Source organism: Saccharopolyspora sp. NPDC049357, from assembly GCF_040677225.1.
In the GTDB taxonomy this organism is placed as follows: Bacteria; Actinomycetota; Actinomycetes; order Mycobacteriales; family Pseudonocardiaceae; genus Saccharopolyspora.
In genome coordinates this window covers 1-17,027 of the sequence record NZ_JBFAQJ010000044.1, presented here as the reverse complement: position 1 = coordinate 17,027, position 17,027 = coordinate 1, and the positions used below count along the sequence as shown (strand labels likewise).

Annotated in this window: 14 protein-coding genes; 5 read left to right on the top strand and 9 right to left on the bottom strand. The window is 68.2% G+C overall.

Annotation, left to right across the window (positions count from 1 at the left end):
- Positions 1 to 27: 27 nt before the first annotated feature.
- The 5 genes from AB0J91_RS27575 to AB0J91_RS27555 all read right to left on the bottom strand — a co-directional run bounded on the left by AB0J91_RS27575 (position 28) and on the right by AB0J91_RS27555 (position 3,504).
- Positions 28 to 1,371 (bottom strand): hypothetical protein, encoded by a 1,344-nt coding sequence (locus tag AB0J91_RS27575; protein ID WP_363874515.1) that lies wholly within the window; start codon positions 1,369 to 1,371, stop codon positions 28 to 30.
- A gap of 21 nt (positions 1,372 to 1,392) precedes the next feature.
- Positions 1,393 to 1,923 carry a DUF3558 domain-containing protein gene (locus AB0J91_RS27570; protein WP_363874512.1) on the bottom strand — a complete coding sequence of 177 codons (531 nt, stop codon included), beginning with the start codon at positions 1,921 to 1,923 and terminating at the stop codon, positions 1,393 to 1,395.
- Positions 1,924 to 1,936: 13 nt separating this feature from the next.
- The gene (locus AB0J91_RS27565) at positions 1,937 to 2,341 is read right to left on the bottom strand and encodes a hypothetical protein (RefSeq protein ID WP_363874509.1); all 405 of its coding nucleotides are present in this window, start codon (positions 2,339 to 2,341) and stop codon (positions 1,937 to 1,939) included.
- A gap of 138 nt (positions 2,342 to 2,479) precedes the next feature.
- The gene (locus tag AB0J91_RS27560) at positions 2,480 to 2,665 is read right to left on the bottom strand and encodes a DUF397 domain-containing protein (RefSeq protein WP_363874507.1); all 186 of its coding nucleotides are present in this window, start codon (positions 2,663 to 2,665) and stop codon (positions 2,480 to 2,482) included.
- Complete coding sequence (locus tag AB0J91_RS27555) at positions 2,662 to 3,504, bottom strand: helix-turn-helix transcriptional regulator (protein WP_363874504.1); 843 nt, start codon at positions 3,502 to 3,504, stop codon at positions 2,662 to 2,664. The genes AB0J91_RS27560 and AB0J91_RS27555 overlap by 4 nt, the downstream gene beginning before the upstream one ends.
- Before the next feature lie 112 nt (positions 3,505 to 3,616).
- Here AB0J91_RS27555 and AB0J91_RS27550 point away from each other — a divergent pair, with 112 nt between their 5' ends.
- Positions 3,617 to 3,850, top strand: a complete 234-nt coding sequence (locus AB0J91_RS27550) for a zinc finger protein (RefSeq protein ID WP_363874501.1) — start codon at positions 3,617 to 3,619, stop codon at positions 3,848 to 3,850.
- Positions 3,851 to 3,907: 57 nt separating this feature from the next.
- Here AB0J91_RS27550 and eccCa read toward each other — a convergent pair whose 3' ends face one another.
- Positions 3,908 to 7,993, bottom strand: coding sequence for a type VII secretion protein EccCa (gene eccCa, locus AB0J91_RS27545; protein WP_363874498.1), 4,086 nt, complete (start codon positions 7,991 to 7,993; stop codon positions 3,908 to 3,910).
- 311 nt (positions 7,994 to 8,304) lie between these two features.
- Between eccCa and eccD the strand changes: the two genes are divergently transcribed.
- Both eccD and mycP read left to right on the top strand, forming a co-directional pair.
- Positions 8,305 to 9,747 (top strand): type VII secretion integral membrane protein EccD, encoded by a 1,443-nt coding sequence (gene eccD, locus AB0J91_RS27540; protein WP_363786281.1) that lies wholly within the window; start codon positions 8,305 to 8,307, stop codon positions 9,745 to 9,747.
- A gap of 14 nt (positions 9,748 to 9,761) precedes the next feature.
- Positions 9,762 to 11,150, top strand: coding sequence for a type VII secretion-associated serine protease mycosin (gene mycP / locus AB0J91_RS27535; RefSeq protein ID WP_363874495.1), 1,389 nt, complete (start codon positions 9,762 to 9,764; stop codon positions 11,148 to 11,150).
- 244 nt (positions 11,151 to 11,394) lie between these two features.
- Here mycP and AB0J91_RS27530 read toward each other — a convergent pair whose 3' ends face one another.
- From AB0J91_RS27530 to eccB, 3 genes are all read right to left on the bottom strand, one after another.
- Positions 11,395 to 12,504 (bottom strand): WXG100 family type VII secretion target, encoded by a 1,110-nt coding sequence (locus AB0J91_RS27530; protein ID WP_363874492.1) that lies wholly within the window; start codon positions 12,502 to 12,504, stop codon positions 11,395 to 11,397.
- A 2-nt stretch (positions 12,505 to 12,506) separates the two neighbouring features.
- Entirely contained in the window at positions 12,507 to 12,818 is a 312-nt protein-coding gene (locus tag AB0J91_RS27525) for a hypothetical protein (RefSeq protein ID WP_363786275.1), read from the bottom strand.
- A gap of 162 nt (positions 12,819 to 12,980) precedes the next feature.
- Positions 12,981 to 14,552 carry a type VII secretion protein EccB gene (gene eccB, locus AB0J91_RS27520; RefSeq protein ID WP_363874489.1) on the bottom strand — a complete coding sequence of 524 codons (1,572 nt, stop codon included), beginning with the start codon at positions 14,550 to 14,552 and terminating at the stop codon, positions 12,981 to 12,983.
- A gap of 164 nt (positions 14,553 to 14,716) precedes the next feature.
- Between eccB and eccE the strand changes: the two genes are divergently transcribed.
- Together eccE and AB0J91_RS27510 are read left to right on the top strand one after the other, a co-directional pair.
- On the top strand, positions 14,717 to 16,030 hold the full coding sequence (gene eccE, locus AB0J91_RS27515; protein WP_363786271.1) for a type VII secretion protein EccE: 1,314 nt from the start codon (positions 14,717 to 14,719) through the stop codon (positions 16,028 to 16,030).
- Complete coding sequence (locus tag AB0J91_RS27510; protein ID WP_132624422.1) at positions 16,027 to 16,758, top strand: hypothetical protein; 732 nt, start codon at positions 16,027 to 16,029, stop codon at positions 16,756 to 16,758. The genes eccE and AB0J91_RS27510 overlap by 4 nt, the downstream gene beginning before the upstream one ends.
- Positions 16,759 to 17,027 lie beyond the last annotated feature (269 nt).

Genomic DNA, 17,027 nt, shown 5'->3' with positions numbered 1-17,027 from the left:
CTCCCCCAGCTACGCCGGAACCGCTCGTCACTCGCCGAAAACGGGAGGCGCGGTCTTCGGCATGTCGTCCATCCAGATGTCTTCTTGCTCTTCGAGCCAGGAGGGACGCTCGTGCTCGTTGTCCTCTTCGCCTTGGCCGCGCTGACCCGCACCGGCACCGGCTCCGGGGGCACCCGCGGCACCACGACCAGCGGCACCCGCACCCGCAGCGCCCGCACCGGCACCCGCGCCGAGACCGCCCATCCCGGCCCGGCCACCAGCGCCCATGCCGGCACCGGCCTTGCCACCGGCACCCATGCCTGCGCCCGCACCGCGAGCACCGCCCATGCCGCCGGCACCACGACCGCCAGCACCCGCACCGGCACCCGGCGGCATCCCACCGACGAACCCGGCCGACGGCCCGCCCGGACCGGGATTCGCCCCGGGCGGCGTGCCGCCACCGGCACCAGGACCGTTCGGCGTCGACGGAGCCCACTGCGAACTGCTCTGAGCAGGAGACGAACCACCGGAGGAGCCCCCGGCGGAACCACCGACCGACGAGCCGGAGTAACCGCCGCCACCGGACCCCGAACCGGACCCGCCGGGTACACCACCGCCGGGATCACCCGAACCAGGCGGAGGCGGCGGAGGGGCCAGCGGGTTCACCGGCGGCGGGAACGTAGGAGTGCTCGTGTCGACGGCCTGGTAGCCCTTGCCGTAGACGTTCTCCGCGACCTGCCGAGCCTGCTGATCGGCTTCCTGCTGCTCGCGCATCTGCGCGGCGCCGTCCATCAGACCGCCGGCCGGTCCCATCGCGGTCGCGATCACACCGCGAGTCGTGTCGTACCCGGCGGGCGGCTGCAGCGACGCCTTGGTCTGCTCGGCGGCGACCCCGGCTTCCTGGATCTTCAGCCCCGTTCCGCGCACCGAGTCGCCGAAGGCACGACCCCACTCCTGCAGCGGCTTCGACGCGTTGAACCCGGCCTCGGCCGCCTGACCGCGCATCCCGTCACCAGCGGCGGCACGAGCCTTCTGGTCGAGGTCACCGAGCGATTCTGCGATCTTCTGACCGAGCTTCTCCCAGCCCTGCCCAGAGCGGTTGATCGCCTCAACGTTCAGCGAGGGCTTCAGCTTCTCGGCAAGACGGGCCTGGTCCCAGTTCTTCCAATTGTCCTGCTGAGTGATCGACGCGGGGTCGTGGCCACCACCGAGATCAAGGTTCCGCTGTTCCTTGGTGAGCGCCTTCAACTCCTGGCGCCCGTTCTTCGCAGCTTCCTCGCGTGCCAGCCGAGCTTCCTCCTGCGCGGAGGTCTCACCACCGACAGCGCCGACGAACACATCACCGGCTGACGAGGCGACGCCGCCGACGAATTCGGTGAACCCGTTCCCCATGTCGTTCCCCCTGGACAGTGCCTATTTGGGCAGCTTCGATTCGACGGCCTGCGCGATTTCCTTGGCCTTGCCACAGGTTTCCTCATCGCTCGGCATCTGGTCCGAGCTGTAGGTGATGTCGACGATCACAGAGCCAGAACCGACGTACATGATCTGACGGCAGCCCCCCAAGCCCTTGCCTCCGATGGCGATACCGGCGAACCCGCTGTGCGAACCCACTTGGTTGGGCGTGAACTGGTCGAACTGGTCGCGCTGGCCTTGCCAGAACGCCTCGCCGTTCGTCTCGGCCTTCAGCACACCGAACTCGAGGTCTTCACCCTGGAAGTCGCAGCCGACTTCACCGGTCCCGAGGTCACTCGGTTGCCCTGGGACGGAAGCGCCGAAAGCCTGCACCTGGTCCGGGGACAACGCCGTGCATGGATCAAAGCTCTTCAGAGCGCCGCTGCCCGCCTCCCCAGTCGGCTGGCCAGGGGTGCTCTGACCACCCGAGCATCCAGCGATCAACAACGCCGTCGCAGCGAACAGCACGCTGCTCATAGTCGCCTTGCGCATACCCACCATCAGATCAGACTTTCGGAAGATTTCGAGCGTTCTCGTCGTCGGTATTCTGCATCTCACGCGCGGAATCCCGGTACGCCTGAGCCATATCGCGAAGGATCTCCTCCATCTTGCGGAGGATCGGCAGGAGTCCTGCGTCCGAGCCTGCCTGCCCTCGAACCTTCTCGTTGAACTTCTTCTCCAAGTCGCGCCCGATGAAGCAATCGCCGTAGGCGTTGGACGTGATCAGACGTTGCGCGTCTCGGAAGAAGTGGCGGAAGTCGTCCGCCTTCTCCTCGTAGACCTTGGCGACCGCTTCGGCTCGTTCCGGGTCCATGACGAGTTGACCGTTGTCGACCGCAGCACGGAGACCCTGCGACTGCCCCTGCAGCGCTGAGGCGCCGGCGGCCAAGCCTTCCATCCCGGTGGTCATCGAGAGCCCCCTCCACGTTCGTGATCATGAACGTCACTCAACCGAGCGATCACGAACGCAGAGGGTACAAGTCAGTGACATGCCGTGGGGCGGGATTCACGGGAGGTAGCTCACACAACAGCCGATCAGCCCAAGCGGTCAACGAGAACGGCGTAGTCCCGCGAGGAAGTCGGCCCACCTCTGCTGGGGAAACACCAGCACATCGCCGTCTCGATCCTTGGAGTCCCGGACCCCGACGATCTCCGGCGCCGCCGCGACCTCGACGCAGTCCCCTTCGACCCCGCTGTAGGAGGACTTCTTCCAGCCGACTAACTCGCTAGTCATGTCGCCTCGCTCTCGTACTTCTCCAGGTACGAGAGAATTATCGCGCGCGAGGCGCCCGGATCAGAGGCCTGAGATTCCAACGTTTCGACTGAACCAAGGAAGAGGCCGACGTCCTCCGGGGCGTCGATGAACGCACCTGACCTGCGGGCCTCGATGTGGACCACGGGCCTCGATCGATCGAACTCGAACAGCAGGAACGCACCGCTCATCCCCGCGTGCGCTCCGATCGTCCGCGGCAGAACGCGGATCTCGACGTTGCTGCTCTCGCTGACCTTGAGCAGGTGGCGCATCTGCTCGGCCATGACGAGCGATCCTCCGATCGGCCGGAAGAACACGGCCTCGTCGAGGAAAGCGCGCAACCGAACGATGTTGCGTCGATGCAGGACTTCTTGCCGCTTCATGCGGATCTCGACCCGAGCGTCAGCGGTGTCGTCATCCAGCTCGGACGACGTCATGATCTGCCGGGTGTACTCGCGGGTTTGCAGAAGCCCGGGAACGAGGTTGAGCTGCACGCTCGTGATGCGCTTCGCGCGCTGTTCGGCGTCGAGGAGCGCGGTCAGCTGTTCGGGAATCTCGCGGCCGACCTCCCACCAGGCGGGCTCCCGGATCTCGCGGGCCAGCTTGACGAGGCGTTCGCGCTCGGAGCGGTTCACCTTCAGGGCTTTGAGGATCGCCTCGACGCTCTCGACGTGGATGCCCCGGCGGGCTGTTTCGAGCCGGCTGACCTTCGCCTCGGACCAGCCCAGCATTCGCGAGAGCTCTCGCGCGGTCAGTCCCGTCGCGAATCGTGCGGCGCGGAGTTCCTTCGCGAGCGCGCGTGCCCTTGGTGTGTCGGCCATAGCGACAGCTTACGAGCGACGAAGGGCCTTTCTGACCTCCCTCTTTCGTGTAATTGATCAGTTGGAGCACCACTGGCAATCTTGCCAAAATCCAACTCACTGGGGAGTTCCGATGCCTGAATACCTGACCTACGTGTGGCGGCCCGTTCCCGGGAAGCGACACGCCTTTCCGGTCGCCGCGACCAAGCTCGACGCCGAGGAGACCGCGACCGCCTACTGCGGGGCCGAAGTCGAGGCGGCGAAGCTCCACGACCTCAACGAGATCGCCTGGATCCTCGAACCCACCTGCATGGACTGCTGGAAGCACCTCACCGACAACCCACCCGCAGCCGCGTCACGCCCCTAGCGCAGCAAGAAGCCTCCCCTCGAAGCTGGTTCGGGGGGAGGCTTCTTCAGCTTCTGATCACTGCTGCTGTTCGGTGATCATGGCTGTTTGGATCATCTGCGGGCCGCCGCGGAGGGTGCGGCTGACGAGGGTGCCTCGACCCGGGGGCAGCTGGCGGGACTTGATGTTGGCGACCAGCTGACCGTCGTCCTTGTTCGCGCTCATCGCCAGGCCGGGGGCCGACGTTTCGCGCATCTTGCCGATCAGCGGTTCGTACAACGCGCGTCCCGCACCGCCGGAGTTGCGGGCCAGGATGACGTGCAGACCCACGTCGGCGGCCTGCGGGATGAACTCCGCCAGCGGGGCCAGCGGGTTGTTGCCCTGCGGTGCGACCAGTTCGTAGTCGTCGACGACGACGAACAGTTCCGGGCCCTTCCACCAGGAGCGGTCGCGCAGCTGTTCCTGCGTGACGTCGGGTCCGGGCAGTCGCTTCTTCAGCGAGGCGCAGACGTCCTTGACGTTGCCCTTGAGCTGATCGGCGCCGACCGAGTACTCCAGCAGGTGGGAGTTGAGGAAGCCCAGCATCGAACGCCGGTAGTCGACCAGCAGGATCAGCGCTTCCTTGGGGGTGTAGCGCTCGGTGATGCCGCGCACGATCGTCTTGAGCAGCGCGGTCTTGCCCGATTCCCGCTCGCCGAAGGCGTAGAAGTTCGGCTCGGCGCGGAAGTCCAGGTACACCGGGTGCAGGCCGTCCTCGTTGATGCCGATCGGCACCAGCTTCGGGTTCGGCTGCTGCTCCGGACGCGGCAGCTGCTGGTAGGGCAGCAGTTCCGGCAGCAGGCGCACCTGCGGGGCCGGACGCCCCTTCCAGGAGCTCTTGACCCGGTTGACCAGGTCGGCCACGCCCTCGGAGACGTCGTCGTTGTAGAGCTCCCAGCCCATCCGGGCCGGACGCCGCTCGTCCTCGGCGGCCTGCACCTCGACCGCGATCCGATCGCCGATCTTCTCGCTGTCCACACGCGGCAACGCCGTCAGGAAGTGCAGCTTCGACTCGTGCATACCGCGACCCGGACGGCCCTGCGGGACCTTCACCGCCGCCTTGCGGTCGATCTCCGACTCGCTCGGGTCACCCAGCCGCAGCTCGATGCGCGTCTGGATCAGGTCCTTCATCGCCGGCCGGATCTCCGCCCACCGGGTGGCCGTGATGAACACGTGCACACCGAAGGCAAGACCGTTGGACGCCAGGTTCAGCACGTCCTGCTCGAGGGTCTCGAACTCCTCGCGGAACGCCCGCCACCCGTCGATCACCAGGAACAGGTCACCGTAGGGGTCGTCGTCGAACTCACCGCGACGCTTGCGGTTGCGGTAGTCGTTCATGCCCTCGACGCCGTGCTGCTGGAACCGGCCCTCTCGCTCGGCCAGCACCGCCTTGAGCTCGGCGATCGACCGGCGGACCGTGTCCGGGTCACGACGCGAACCGTAACCACCCACGTGCGGCAGACCCCGCAGCGTGGTCAGCGAACCACCACCGAGATCAACGCAGTAGAACTGCATCTCCTGCGGCGTGTGCGTCAACGCAGCCGAAGCGATGATCGTCCGGATCGTGTTCGACTTGCCCGAACCCACACCACCGACCACAGCACCATGACCACCCTGACCCGACAGGTCCAGGGTCATCGCGTCCTGGCGCTGGTGGTACGGAACGTCGATGATGCCGATCGGGATCTGCAACCGGGAGCTTCCCGAGTAACCGGCGGCGGTGTAGCCGCGGTCGTCGGTGGACTGCAGCGGCGGCAGCAGGGTGTCCAGAGTGGCCGGAGCGTCCAGCGGCGGCAGCCAGACCTGGTGCGCCGGAGGCGCGGCCAGCTTCTTGAACTTGTCGACGATGATCTGGAAGTCGGTGTACTCCGGCTCCTGCGCCTCTTCCTTGACCTCCGGCTCGTCCGACGTCTCCGGTTCCGGGGGCTTCTCGATGAAGTCCGGGATGAAGTAGCGCGGCATCTTCTCGCCGGTCACCGGCGAGGCCCCGCCCAGCATCGTCGGGCGACGACCACTGGTCTGGTGCAGGTGGCCGGAGACGTAGGCCGCGCGGAAGCGGTCCATGCCGTTGGGGTGCTTGAGGTAACCGTGACCACCGGTGGCCGGCAGGTCGGCGGCGTCCGGAACACCGATGGCCGCACGGGATTCCGCGGCGTTGAACGTCTTCAGACCGATCCGGTAGGACAGGTGCGAGTCCAGACCGCGCAGCTTGCCCTCTTCCAGGCGCTGCGAAGCCAGCAGCAGGTGGACCTGCAGAGAACGACCCAGTCGACCGATCATCACGAAAAGCTCGGCGAACTCCGGCTGCTGCGAGAGGAGCTCGGAGAACTCGTCGATGACCACGAACAGCGCCGGCAGCGGCTCCTGCGCGTGCTCATCGCCCGCCTCGGCCATCTTCCGGTAGTCCCAGACGTTCTTCGCGCCCGCCTTGTTCAGAACCTCCTGGCGGCGGTTCATCTCACCGGCCAGCGCGTCCTGCATCCGGTCGATCAGCGAGCCGTCGCCCTCCAGGTTGGAGATCGACGCCGACACGTGCGGGGTGTCGAACCCGTTGAACGTCGCGCCACCCTTGAAGTCGACCAGCACGAAGTTGAGCATCTGCGAGGAGTGCGTGGCCATCAGGCCCAGCACGATCGTGCGCAGGAACTCCGACTTACCGGAACCGGTCGCACCGATGCACAGACCGTGCGGACCCATACCGCCCGAGGCGGTCTCCTTGATGTCCAGGTGCACGATCTCGCCCTGCTCACCAGGGCCGATCGCGACCTTGTAGAGGTCGTCGGTGGGACGCGGGCGCCACGCCTCGTTGAGGTCGAAGGTGACGACGTCACCGGCCAGACCCAGCTGCTCGATGTAGTTCAGCGGCGTGGTCAGCGGCTCGTAGCTGCCCGAGTCGGTGTCGAGGGCCGGACCGCCGGCGACCCGGTACGGGGCCAGCTGGCGGGACAGCGACGTCGCTTCTTCCTCGGTCAGCGTGTCCGGCTTGCCGAACCACTCCACACCGGAACCACCGCGGGCACCGATGCGGTCCTCCTCCACGACCATCCGCATGCCGCGGCGAGCCGTGAGCGGACCCAGCAGATCGGACAGGTCGATCATCGTGACACCCGCCAGGCCGCCCTCGACGTAGAGGGCTTCCTCACGGCTGATCTCGGCGTCGTCGATCAGGATCACCACGTGCGGCTGACCGTCCGGCGGAGCCGCGTTGCGCTGGAAGCGCGGACGGTCGGCCAGCTGCTCGGAGAGCATGCTCTCGACCGTGGCCAGCGAACCCGCCATCAGCCGCATCTGGCCGATGCCATCGGTCTCGGTGGGGTGCTGCGCGTGCGGCAGCCACTTCACCCACTCCCACTCGCGACGCGCCTGGCCGGAGCTGGCGACCGCGATGATCACGTCCTCGGGCGTGTGGAACGTGGCCAGCTGGCAGATCATCGCGCGAGCGAGACCGCGCACCTGCTCCTTGTCGCCCTGCAGGCCGACCGCGGCGAAACCGCGCAGCGACGTCGCGATCGGCAGGTCCTGCACCAGCGAGTGCGCGCGCACGAAGCGGCGCAGCGCGAGCGTGGTGATCGGCTCCAGCTCGTCGACCGGGCCGGTCTGCGGCGGGACCAGACGGGTCTCCAACCGCTGCGAACCGCGGCCGACGCGGACCTGGCAGAAGTCGTTGTCGTTGGGGCGGCGCTCCCACATCCGGCGGCTGCCGGCCGCCAGCGACCACAGGGTCTGCGGATCGGGGTGCACCCACTCACGGGCCAAGCGCTGCTCGTCCGCCGCCTCGCGGGCGCGGTCGCGCATCTGGCCGAGGTACCGCAGGTAGTCCTTGCGGTCCTCGTCCATCTCGGCCTTCTTCTGACTGCCGTCCCGGCCACCACCGGCCATCATCCCGAATGTTGAGATGAGCATCATCATCGGCATCATCATCATCATCGGGTTGTTCTGGGCCCGCGTGAACATGAAGGCCATCATTCCCAGGGACGCCACGATCATCAGGCCCGGCAGGACCTTCTGAACGATGTTTCCCGGGATCGCCCGCGGAATCTCCGGCGGTGGTTCGAGGTGCACCTCCCCGCCCGGTGGCCTGGGAGCGGCCAGGCGTGGCGTTCGCTTGAACTGCAGCGTGCTCACCGGACGCAACAACCTTTCTCAGACGTGCCTGAAAACACCAGAAGACCTCCGGTGCTCGTCGAACTCGCAGCCAGCATTGTTCACTGCCGCGCAGCTCTGGATAACGGGGTCCGGCTCAGCGTGACCAACCAGATACCAAGTAGTTGACACGAGTTCCGCCAAACCCGTCACCCGTGGACGGTCGGTGTGGCCATACTAGGGGCGCTCTCCGATCGGGCGGGTGGGTTTCGACAAGAAAACCCGGCCTTGGTTGGATCGAGCCCTCGACAAACGAATGCAAGGCAATCAACTTCAGGGAGTAGGGGGCCCAAGTGGCGACCGGGACCACGGTGTTCAGCCGCGTGACGGTGGTGGCGCCTACAACTCGTATCGACCTGGCGCTGCCTTCAGACGTATCGGTGGCGGACCTGCTGCCGATGCTGCTGGATATGGCCCGCGAGATGACCCCGGACGGCGGTTCGCGGCACGGCGGCTGGGTGTTGGCCAAGCTCGGTGAGAGCGCGGCCCTCGATCCGAGTCAGTCGCTGTCCTCGCAGGGAGTTGTCGACGGCGACATCCTGCAACTGCGCCGCCGGTCTGACGACCCGCCGCCGCCGCTCTACGACGACGTCGTCGACGCGCTCGCGGAGGCGGAACCGGGCAGCTACCGGCCGTGGACCAAGGAGACCTCCGCGAAGGTCGGCCACACCGCCGGCGCGCTGGGCCTCCTCACCGCAGCCGCGGCTCTCGGGCTCGCAGGTCCCGCCGGGATGCTGCACCCGACCACCATCCAGGGCACCACCGCGGTCGTGTTCCAGCTGGCGGCGGCCGTGACCGCGATGGTCATCGCGATCTTCGCGACCGGCATCGGCTCGGTGGTCACCCGCGCCTACGCGGCCTCCACGACCGGAACCGTGATCGCCGGTGCCGGTGGTCTGCCGATGGCGTTCGTGGCCGGCTTCAACATGGTTCCCGGCAACACGCTGGAACCGCGGTTGCTGCTGGGCAGCGCGCTGGCGTTCATCTTCGCCTCGATCTCGATCATGGTGATCGGCGCGGGAATCGTGACCTTCATCGCAGCTGCCACGGCCGGTGCTTTCGGCACCATCGCCTTCGCCGTCGCGACGATCTTCACGCAGGTCAGCGCCTCCAGCGTCGCCGCAGGCGCCGGTGCCGTTGCGCTGGCCGGGATCTCCCTGCTGCCGCGCATCACCATCCAGCTGTCGAAGCTGCCGCTGCCGCACGTTCCGGGCAGCGCGGAGGACCTCAAGGAGGACTCCGGGTTCCCCGACTACCGGATGATCGAGCGGCAGACCGGACTGGCCCACCAGTACATGACCGGTCTGATCATCGGTTGCGGCGTCGTCGCGGCCATCGGTGCCATGGTCGCCGCCGCGACCAACCCCATCTGGGGCTCGGCGTTCGCCGTCGTCGTCGCCGCGGTCCTGCTGCTGCGCGGCCGCAACTACGCCAACGGCAGCCAGGCGCTGGCCCTGCTGTTCAACGGTCTGCTGGCCTCGGCGGGCATCGCCGTCGGACTGCTGGCGCAGGTCGCCGACAACCCGGTGTACGTGGCGGCCGTGTTCCCGCCGCTGCTGATCCTCGGCGGCCTCGCGGTGATCTTCGGCGTGGTGTTCCCGAACCGCCGGTTCTCGCCGGTTCAGCGCCGGATGGTCGACATCCTCGAAGCCGTCCTGATCGCCCTGGTGCTCCCGCTGGCGCTGGCCGCGATGGACCTCTACATGGCCATCCGCGACCTGAACCTGAACTTCTAAGAGGGACCTCGCACATGGGCTTCAAGCACCCGCGCTCTCGCGGCGCACGGCGCGGACTCGCGCTGTGCGCCGCGGTGGGCGTCCTCGGGCTCAGCGGACCGATGGCCCCGGCCATCGCGCAGCAGGTGGGACCGCCTCCACTGGATCCGAGCCAGCAGACCGGGACGTCGCTCAAGCCGCAGAACTTCCCGCAGAAGCAAGGCTGCATGAACGGCAGTCCCGGCAGCACGATCCCCGAGAAGCCCTGGAGCCAGCTGGTCCTCGGCTACGAGCGGGCGCACGAGCTGGGATACACCGGGGCCAACGAGACGGTGGCCGTGATCGACACCGGGGTGAACAGCCACCCGCGGCTGGGCGCGGTCGTGCCCGGCGGCACGTCGATCACATCGGACGGTCGGGGCACGCAGGACTGCGACGGGCACGGAACGATCGTGGCCGGCGTCATCTCCGCCGATCCCGACCCGAGCGGTGAAACCGGCTATGTCGGTGTGGCGCCGGACTCGACGATCCTGTCGATCCGGCAGACGTCCAACCTCTTCGTCGACGACCAGACCAACGCCACGGTCGGCACCACCGAGACCATGGCGCAGGCGATCAACCTCGCGGCCGCGCGAGGTGCGAAGGTCATCAACATCTCGCAGTCCTCGTGCCAGCCGATCGCGCAGGCGAGCAAGTACGACGACTACGGCAACCAGATGTTGCACAACGCCGTCAAGAACGCCTACAACCAGGACATCGTGATCGTCGCCGCTGCGGGCAACGTCGGCGGGAACTGCCAGAAGAACTCGCCCGGCAGTCCGTCGACGGCCGTGCTGCCCGCGTGGTTCGACGACGAGGTGCTCACCGTGGCCTCGCTGAACCAGCAGGGTGCGCCGTCGGAGTTCACCGTCCCTGGCCCCTGGGTCGACGTGGCGGCTCCCGGCGAGAACCTGATCGCGCTCGACCCCGGCAACGGCGGGAACGGTCTGGTCAGCCAGATCTCCGAAGGCGAGCAGGGGAAGATGGCCCCGATCCAGGGCACGAGCTTCGCGGCTCCGTACGTGTCCGGGCTGGCTCTGCTGATCAAGCAGAAGTTCCCCACGATGTCGGCGGCCCAGGTCATGGAGCGGATCAAGACCACCGCTCTGCACCCGGGCGGCGTCAACGGGCGCAACGACATCGTCGGCTACGGCATGATCGACCCGATGGCCGCGATGCAGGACGTGGTCCCGGCCGAGCACGGCAAGCAGGCGCCGCCGAAGAAGCAGACGCGTCTCGCGGCGGATGCCCTGCAGCAGAAGGACTTCCCGGCCATCATCGTCGCCATCGGCGGTGCGGGAGCGGGAATCGCGGGCATCGTCTTCACTGCGTTCCTCGCCAACGCGGTCCGCAGCGTGCGCGCTCGGGCCCGCCAGAACCGCTGAGGCCGAACCTCCGCTTCGCACGACAGAGAAAGGGCCGTCTCCCCTTGGGGAGACGGCCCTTTCTCACATCCACACTGCGCGCCCCATAACGTACATCCCGCCCAAACATCGCAACACCCCCCACTTCTCGGCGGGGGTGTTGCGGCAGCGGGCGGTTTTGGTCTGAACCGGCCATGATCAAAGCCCGTTTTACCTGGTCAGTTCAGACCAGAACCGCTCGCTGCCCTCGGGGACGACGAGCGGATCAGCCTCGGGGTTTCGGGGGTGGGGCGTCTCCGACGCCCGCGGTGCCCGCTTCCGGCTTCGGCTTGGAGTCCGCCTTGGGAGCCAGGACCTCATCGATCGAGGGCTTCGGCGGTGCCGGTTGCAGGGTCGAGGGCAAGTCCAGCTTCCCCGGGGCCGCCTGCGGCTCCTGGGGCTTCTGATCCGCCTGGGGCTGCTGGGACTTCGCCGGCTCGCCGAAGACCGCCGGGGGCACCTCCGGTTGGGCACCGAAGAGCTCGTCCGGGTTGGACTTGAGGCGGGAGGAGTTCTGGCGCTCCTGGTTGCCGCCACCTCGCTGCCCCATCATCCCGCCCATCATGCCCATCGGCATCATGCCCATGCCGACGCCTGCCGCTCCCACGGCAGCGCCCGCGGCGATCCCGCCCGCAGCGGCACCGGAACCGGACTGGTCCTCTTCGGACTCCGCCGACGCCGCAGCGGTTCCGGCGGGCGCCGTGGCCTCGGTGGGATCCGCCGTCCCCGCGCTCTCGGAAATCCCCGGGGCGACCGGAGTTCCAGCGGAGACCGCGGCCGGGGCCTGGGCCTCCCAGCGGCCGGGTTCGCGGGTCGCGACTCCGGCCATGTCGTCGCAGAGCCGGGTGAAGGCCATGTAGTAGTCCGCGATGGACTCCAGGAGCTCGCGGGCGGGTTCGGCGAGGTCAGCCAGGTGCTTGCGGGCGCGCTCGGCGTCGGCGGCGGTCATGGCCGCCCTGACGTCGTCGGCGGTCCTGGCGACCAGCTCGTTCAGGCGTCGTTCCTGCGCACCGACGCCTTCCGCGGTGTGGTCCAGGGCGTCGGCGAGTCCCGTCATCGCATCGGCGAGGTCCTTGCCCGCCAGCCCGGCGTCGCGGACGTGCGCGACGAACGCCTCCGCGTCCGCGCCCTGCCACGCCGTGTCGATCCCGCCCAGCTTGCCGTCCACGTCACCGGAGGACTGCTCGACGACCGCGGCGGCCTCGCGCCACACCTGGGCCGCCGCGCGGAAGTCCTCCGGCCTGCCGACGAGTTCGTCGACGGCCCTGGGCGAGAAGTACGGGACGTCGAGCTCCTCGGCGATGCCCGCGAGGTAGTGCTGGTGCTCGGTCGACATCGTCACGCCTCCTGTCTGCGCAGGCCAACAGCGCTGTCGTCGTCGCCGACGGAGTGGTGGTCGACCACCGCGCGCAGCTCGTCGCCCGCGCCGGTCAGCGTCTCGGCGGCCTTGCGGTGCCGGTCGAGCAGCTGCTCGCACAGCTGCTGATACGCCTCGGGCGCACCGGATTTCCGGCCGATCTCGCCGAACGACGCACCGGTGAGCTCCGCCTCCGCCAGCTTCGCCCGGCCGGTCGTGATGTCCTCACCGGCCTCCTTCACCTGCCGCGCGTGGGTCGACAGCCACTCGATGTCGATCCTGATCCCCGACATCCGCCCACCTCCAAGATCGGATCTCGCTTCCAAGACAAACCGCCCGCAGCTCACCGTGGCTGCGGGCGGTTTGCTCGTTCCCTCGGACGTTCGAAACCGGCGGTTCGGTTCCCGGGGGAGGTGAGAGGTTTCCGCTGAAACTCCCCACCTCACCCGCGCGAATCAGCCTCCGGCGGCTCCTCCGGCCTGCGGCTTCGGGGCGGGGCGGTTCACGCCGCCCGGCATGACCGGGACCGAGTCGTAGGTGACGCTCGCGGCGGCCGGGTCGAGGAAGTCGCCGCGCGGAAGGCTCCGCATCAGCCACGACGGACCCGCCTTGATGTCACCGGCGCTCTTGGCGATGCCCAGACCCTGCGCGGTGGCGAGGTCCTTGACGCCGTACTGCACGCCCTGGTCGGAGACCAGGAAGATCGGGCCGCTCTCGGCACCGGCCTCGTTGGACGTACCGCGCACGACGGCCGCCTTGCCCGCCGCGCCGTAGTAGTAGTCGACCTGCGGGCCCGAACCGTCGAACTGGGCCAGCTTCACCGCCGGCTTGGTCGCCGGGGTGCCCTTGTTCAGCGTGATCGTGATCACCTGCGAACCGCCGACGTTCTTCCAGCTCAGGCAGGACGTGTCGGCCTGCTGGAAGGAAACGGGCTTCGGCACCGACATCGGGAAGTAGTCGAGGTTGAGCGGGTTCTCCGTCGGCTTGGCGTCGGTGATGGCACCGGTGACGTTCGGGATGTCCCGGCTGGAGACCTTGCCCGCGTGCAGCACGGCGGCCGCACCTTCGGCGCTCAGCTCCTGCTTGCCGTCCTGCAGCAGGACGAAGAACTGCTCCCGCTCACCGGGAACGCTGCGCTTGACCACGTCACCGACCTTGTAGCGGGTCAGGTACGAGGCGGGCTGCCCCTCACCCTCGATCTCCGGAACCGACAGCTCCGGGACGCTCGGGATGGCGTTGAGCGTGTTGGTGCTGATCGTGCGCGGCGTCACGCCGTTGAGACCGAAGACGTCGCGGACGACGGTCTCGCTCTTGGCGATCTTCGACTTCACCGCGTGCGTGTTGGGCTCGTTCTCCCGATGAGCCCGGTAGACGAGGTACTCCTCGCCCGAGCTCTGGTCCTTGACGAACAGCGACTGCTTCGGGTCCAGCTCGGTGCCGTGGTTGCCGTCACCGCCGATGACCGTCGTCTCGACCTTCGTGGCCGCTTCCACGCGCGAGGAGCTCAGATTCCCCTGCACCTGGCCGATGTCGCAGATCGCCCACGACGGTTCCGCCGGGTTGTCCGCGCTCGGCACGTAGGTCGGAGCGTTGACCATGCCGGTCACCGGGCCGCGCGGGAAGTCCGCCAGCGCCGCTTCCTTGACCGTGGTCGTCGGCACCGCCGCGCTGCCCTGCTTGCCGCCCTGCTGCATCACCAGGAGCTTCGCCGATGCCATGTTGAGCATCGGGACCAGCCGCTTCTGCGCCTTGTCGTCAGAGGTGACGACGAAAACGCTGCCGCTCTCCTTCGCTACGACGATGTTCCCTGGTTCGGGAACCGTGCCCTTGCCGCCGAACAGGCCCCAGACGAGGAACCCGACTACGCCGACGGCCGCCAGCACCGCACCAGCGACCGTGGCCCGCTTGTGCGAGCCCATCGGATCGTGGAGCATCACCGCGTCTTTCCGCACCAGCGCCGACTCCATGCGGCGAAGCACGAACCGATAGGCCTGAACCTGTGACTTCGTTGTGGGTGTTGATGCCATTCTTCGCCTACAGCTCTCCCGTCCGAGGTACGGTTTCGCAGGATAGTCGCTGAGATATACCGAATGGGTGCGGTTCGGCGGACTCCGTCAGTATTCTCTGCACGCGGCCCAACTCCGACGAACGCGTCCGCCGCACCTACCTGCGAGGGGGAGAGACCGAACGGATGTCCGTGCCCACACAACATCCGGCCCAGCCGAAGGCTCCCGGGGCCGTCAACCCGACCCGCGCCCGGATTCGCGCGCGCCGTCGGCGGATCAACGGCGTGACGCTCGCCGGGATCCCGGCGGCCAACATCGTGCTCATCGAAGTCGGCCTGGGGATCGGCGCCGGCGTCTTCTTGATCAACCCGCGAGACCCGGTCATGTGGTCCATCGCGGGCGGAATCGCCTTGCTGGCCTTGATCATCGCGCTGCTTCGCCGTCGTGGCCGCTGGTTCACGCAGTGGTTCGGGCTGGTGCTCGAGTACCGCGGCCGCAACCACACCCGCGCCTCCCAGCCGGCGAACGTCGACGTCGCCGAACCCGCTGAGGACAAGGACGGCGACGGCATCATCGGCCCGGACGAGAACCACCGGGTGGCGCTGCTGCGCTTGGTCGTCGAAGACCTCGTGATCGCCCGCACCCAGGACCACGACCGGAACCCGGTCGGAATGTCCTGGCACAACGGCAAGTGGACCGCGGTGCTGATGGTCGAGCCGACCCCCTCGCTGCTCAACCCCGTGGACAACGCGCCGAACCTGCCGCTGGGCGTTCTCGTGCCGTGCCTCGAGGACCGCGGCGTGGTGCTCGACGCGATCCAGGTCATCTGGCACTGCTACCCGGGAAGCGCGGCCCTGCCGTCGAACTCCCCGGCGCTGAACTCCTACCTGGAGGTGCTGGGCCGGCTTCCCGCCGCAGCCCGGCGCACCACCTGGATCGCCGTGCGGCTCGACCCGCAGCGGTGCGCCAAGGCCATCGGTGAGCGCGGCGGCGGCGTCCTCGGCGCCCAGCGCGCGCTGATCGGCGCCCTCTCCCGCGTGCGCTCCTCCTTGGAGCAGCGCGGAATTCCGGCCCGCCCGTTGGACCCGGACGAGCTGCTGCAGGCGGGCATCTCGTCCGCCGAACTGCACAGCGTGCTCGGTTCGCAGCGGCCGGTGGGCCTCAAGGAGCGCTGGGACGGCGTCACCGCCGGTGGCGTCGGCCACTCCAGCTACGCCATCACCTCGTGGCCGAACCAGATGAACGACAGCCTCAACGCGCTCACCGGCATCCGGGCGCTGTCCACCAGCATCGCCCTGTCGGTCTCGCCGGTCGGTGAGGAGAACGAGGTCGGTCTGCGCGGTCTGGTGCGGGTCTCGGCCCGCACGCCCGCCGAGCTGGACACCGCCGACGCGCGGTTGAAGGCCATCAGCAACCGACTCGGGTTGACCCTCACGCCGCTGCGCGGTTCGCAGCTGGCCGGTTACGCAGCGACGCTGCCGCTCGGAGGTGCGGCATGAGCCGAAGCAGGACGATCGACGTTCCGGGAAGCCAGGGCGTCGCACCGGAGTTCCTCGTCACACCGGAGACCCTGGACGCGATCAGCCCGTCCGGCGACCGCGGTGGCGTGATCATCGGATCCGACCCGCAGGGCGAGGCCCAGGCGGCGTCGATCCTGCGCTCGCTGCCGACCCGCATGGTCACCGTCGGCGGTCTCTACCTGGCCCGCCAGCTCGCGCTGCGGGCCATGGCGACCGGTGCGTGGGTGATCATCGCGACCGGCCGTCCCGCCGCGTGGAAGATGCTGGAACGCGCCGCCGGTGAAACCCCGGACGGCAAGCCCGTTCCGCTGGTGCAGATCCGCCGGCTCGCCCCGTTCGACCTGCCGCGGTCCTCCGAGGACACCCCGCTGCTGGTCATCCACGACGGCGGCGCCGTTCCGCAGGAGCTGTTCCCGCCGCGCGCGCCGTGGCAGACGACCATGTACGTGCTGCCGTACCTGCACCCGCAGGTCAGCAGCGGCACGGCGGCCAACACCGCGGACCTGGTCCTGCTGCAGCGCCTGCCGCTCAACCAGGCCCAGCTCGCCCAGCGCATCTGGAGCCTGCGCAACCACCAGGTGCAGCCGCTCACGCAGCTCCAGGACGACCAGCTCATCGCGCTGGGCAACATGACCTGGACGATGATCCGCCTGGTGACGAACCAGAAGGAGAAGGAGATCCTCGGCCCCATCCGCCGAGGCGACTGACCTGCACAACTCCGGGCCGCGCACCGCTCGCCCCGGAAACCCACTCCAAGAAGCCCCCGGGCCCTACTCAACCCAGGCCCCGGGGGCTCCTCCTTTCTCCACCTCAAGCCGCCCACACCGGGTGACGTCCCCGACGTGGGTTTCGAATTTCGCGCGAAATTCGAGTCGTGCGCGCGGCGTTCAAATTTCGCGCGAAATTAGAAAAAGGGCCCCCCACGGGGGGGGTGTGTTTTTTACAAGTTGGGGTGGTGGTTTTAGGGTAAGGACAC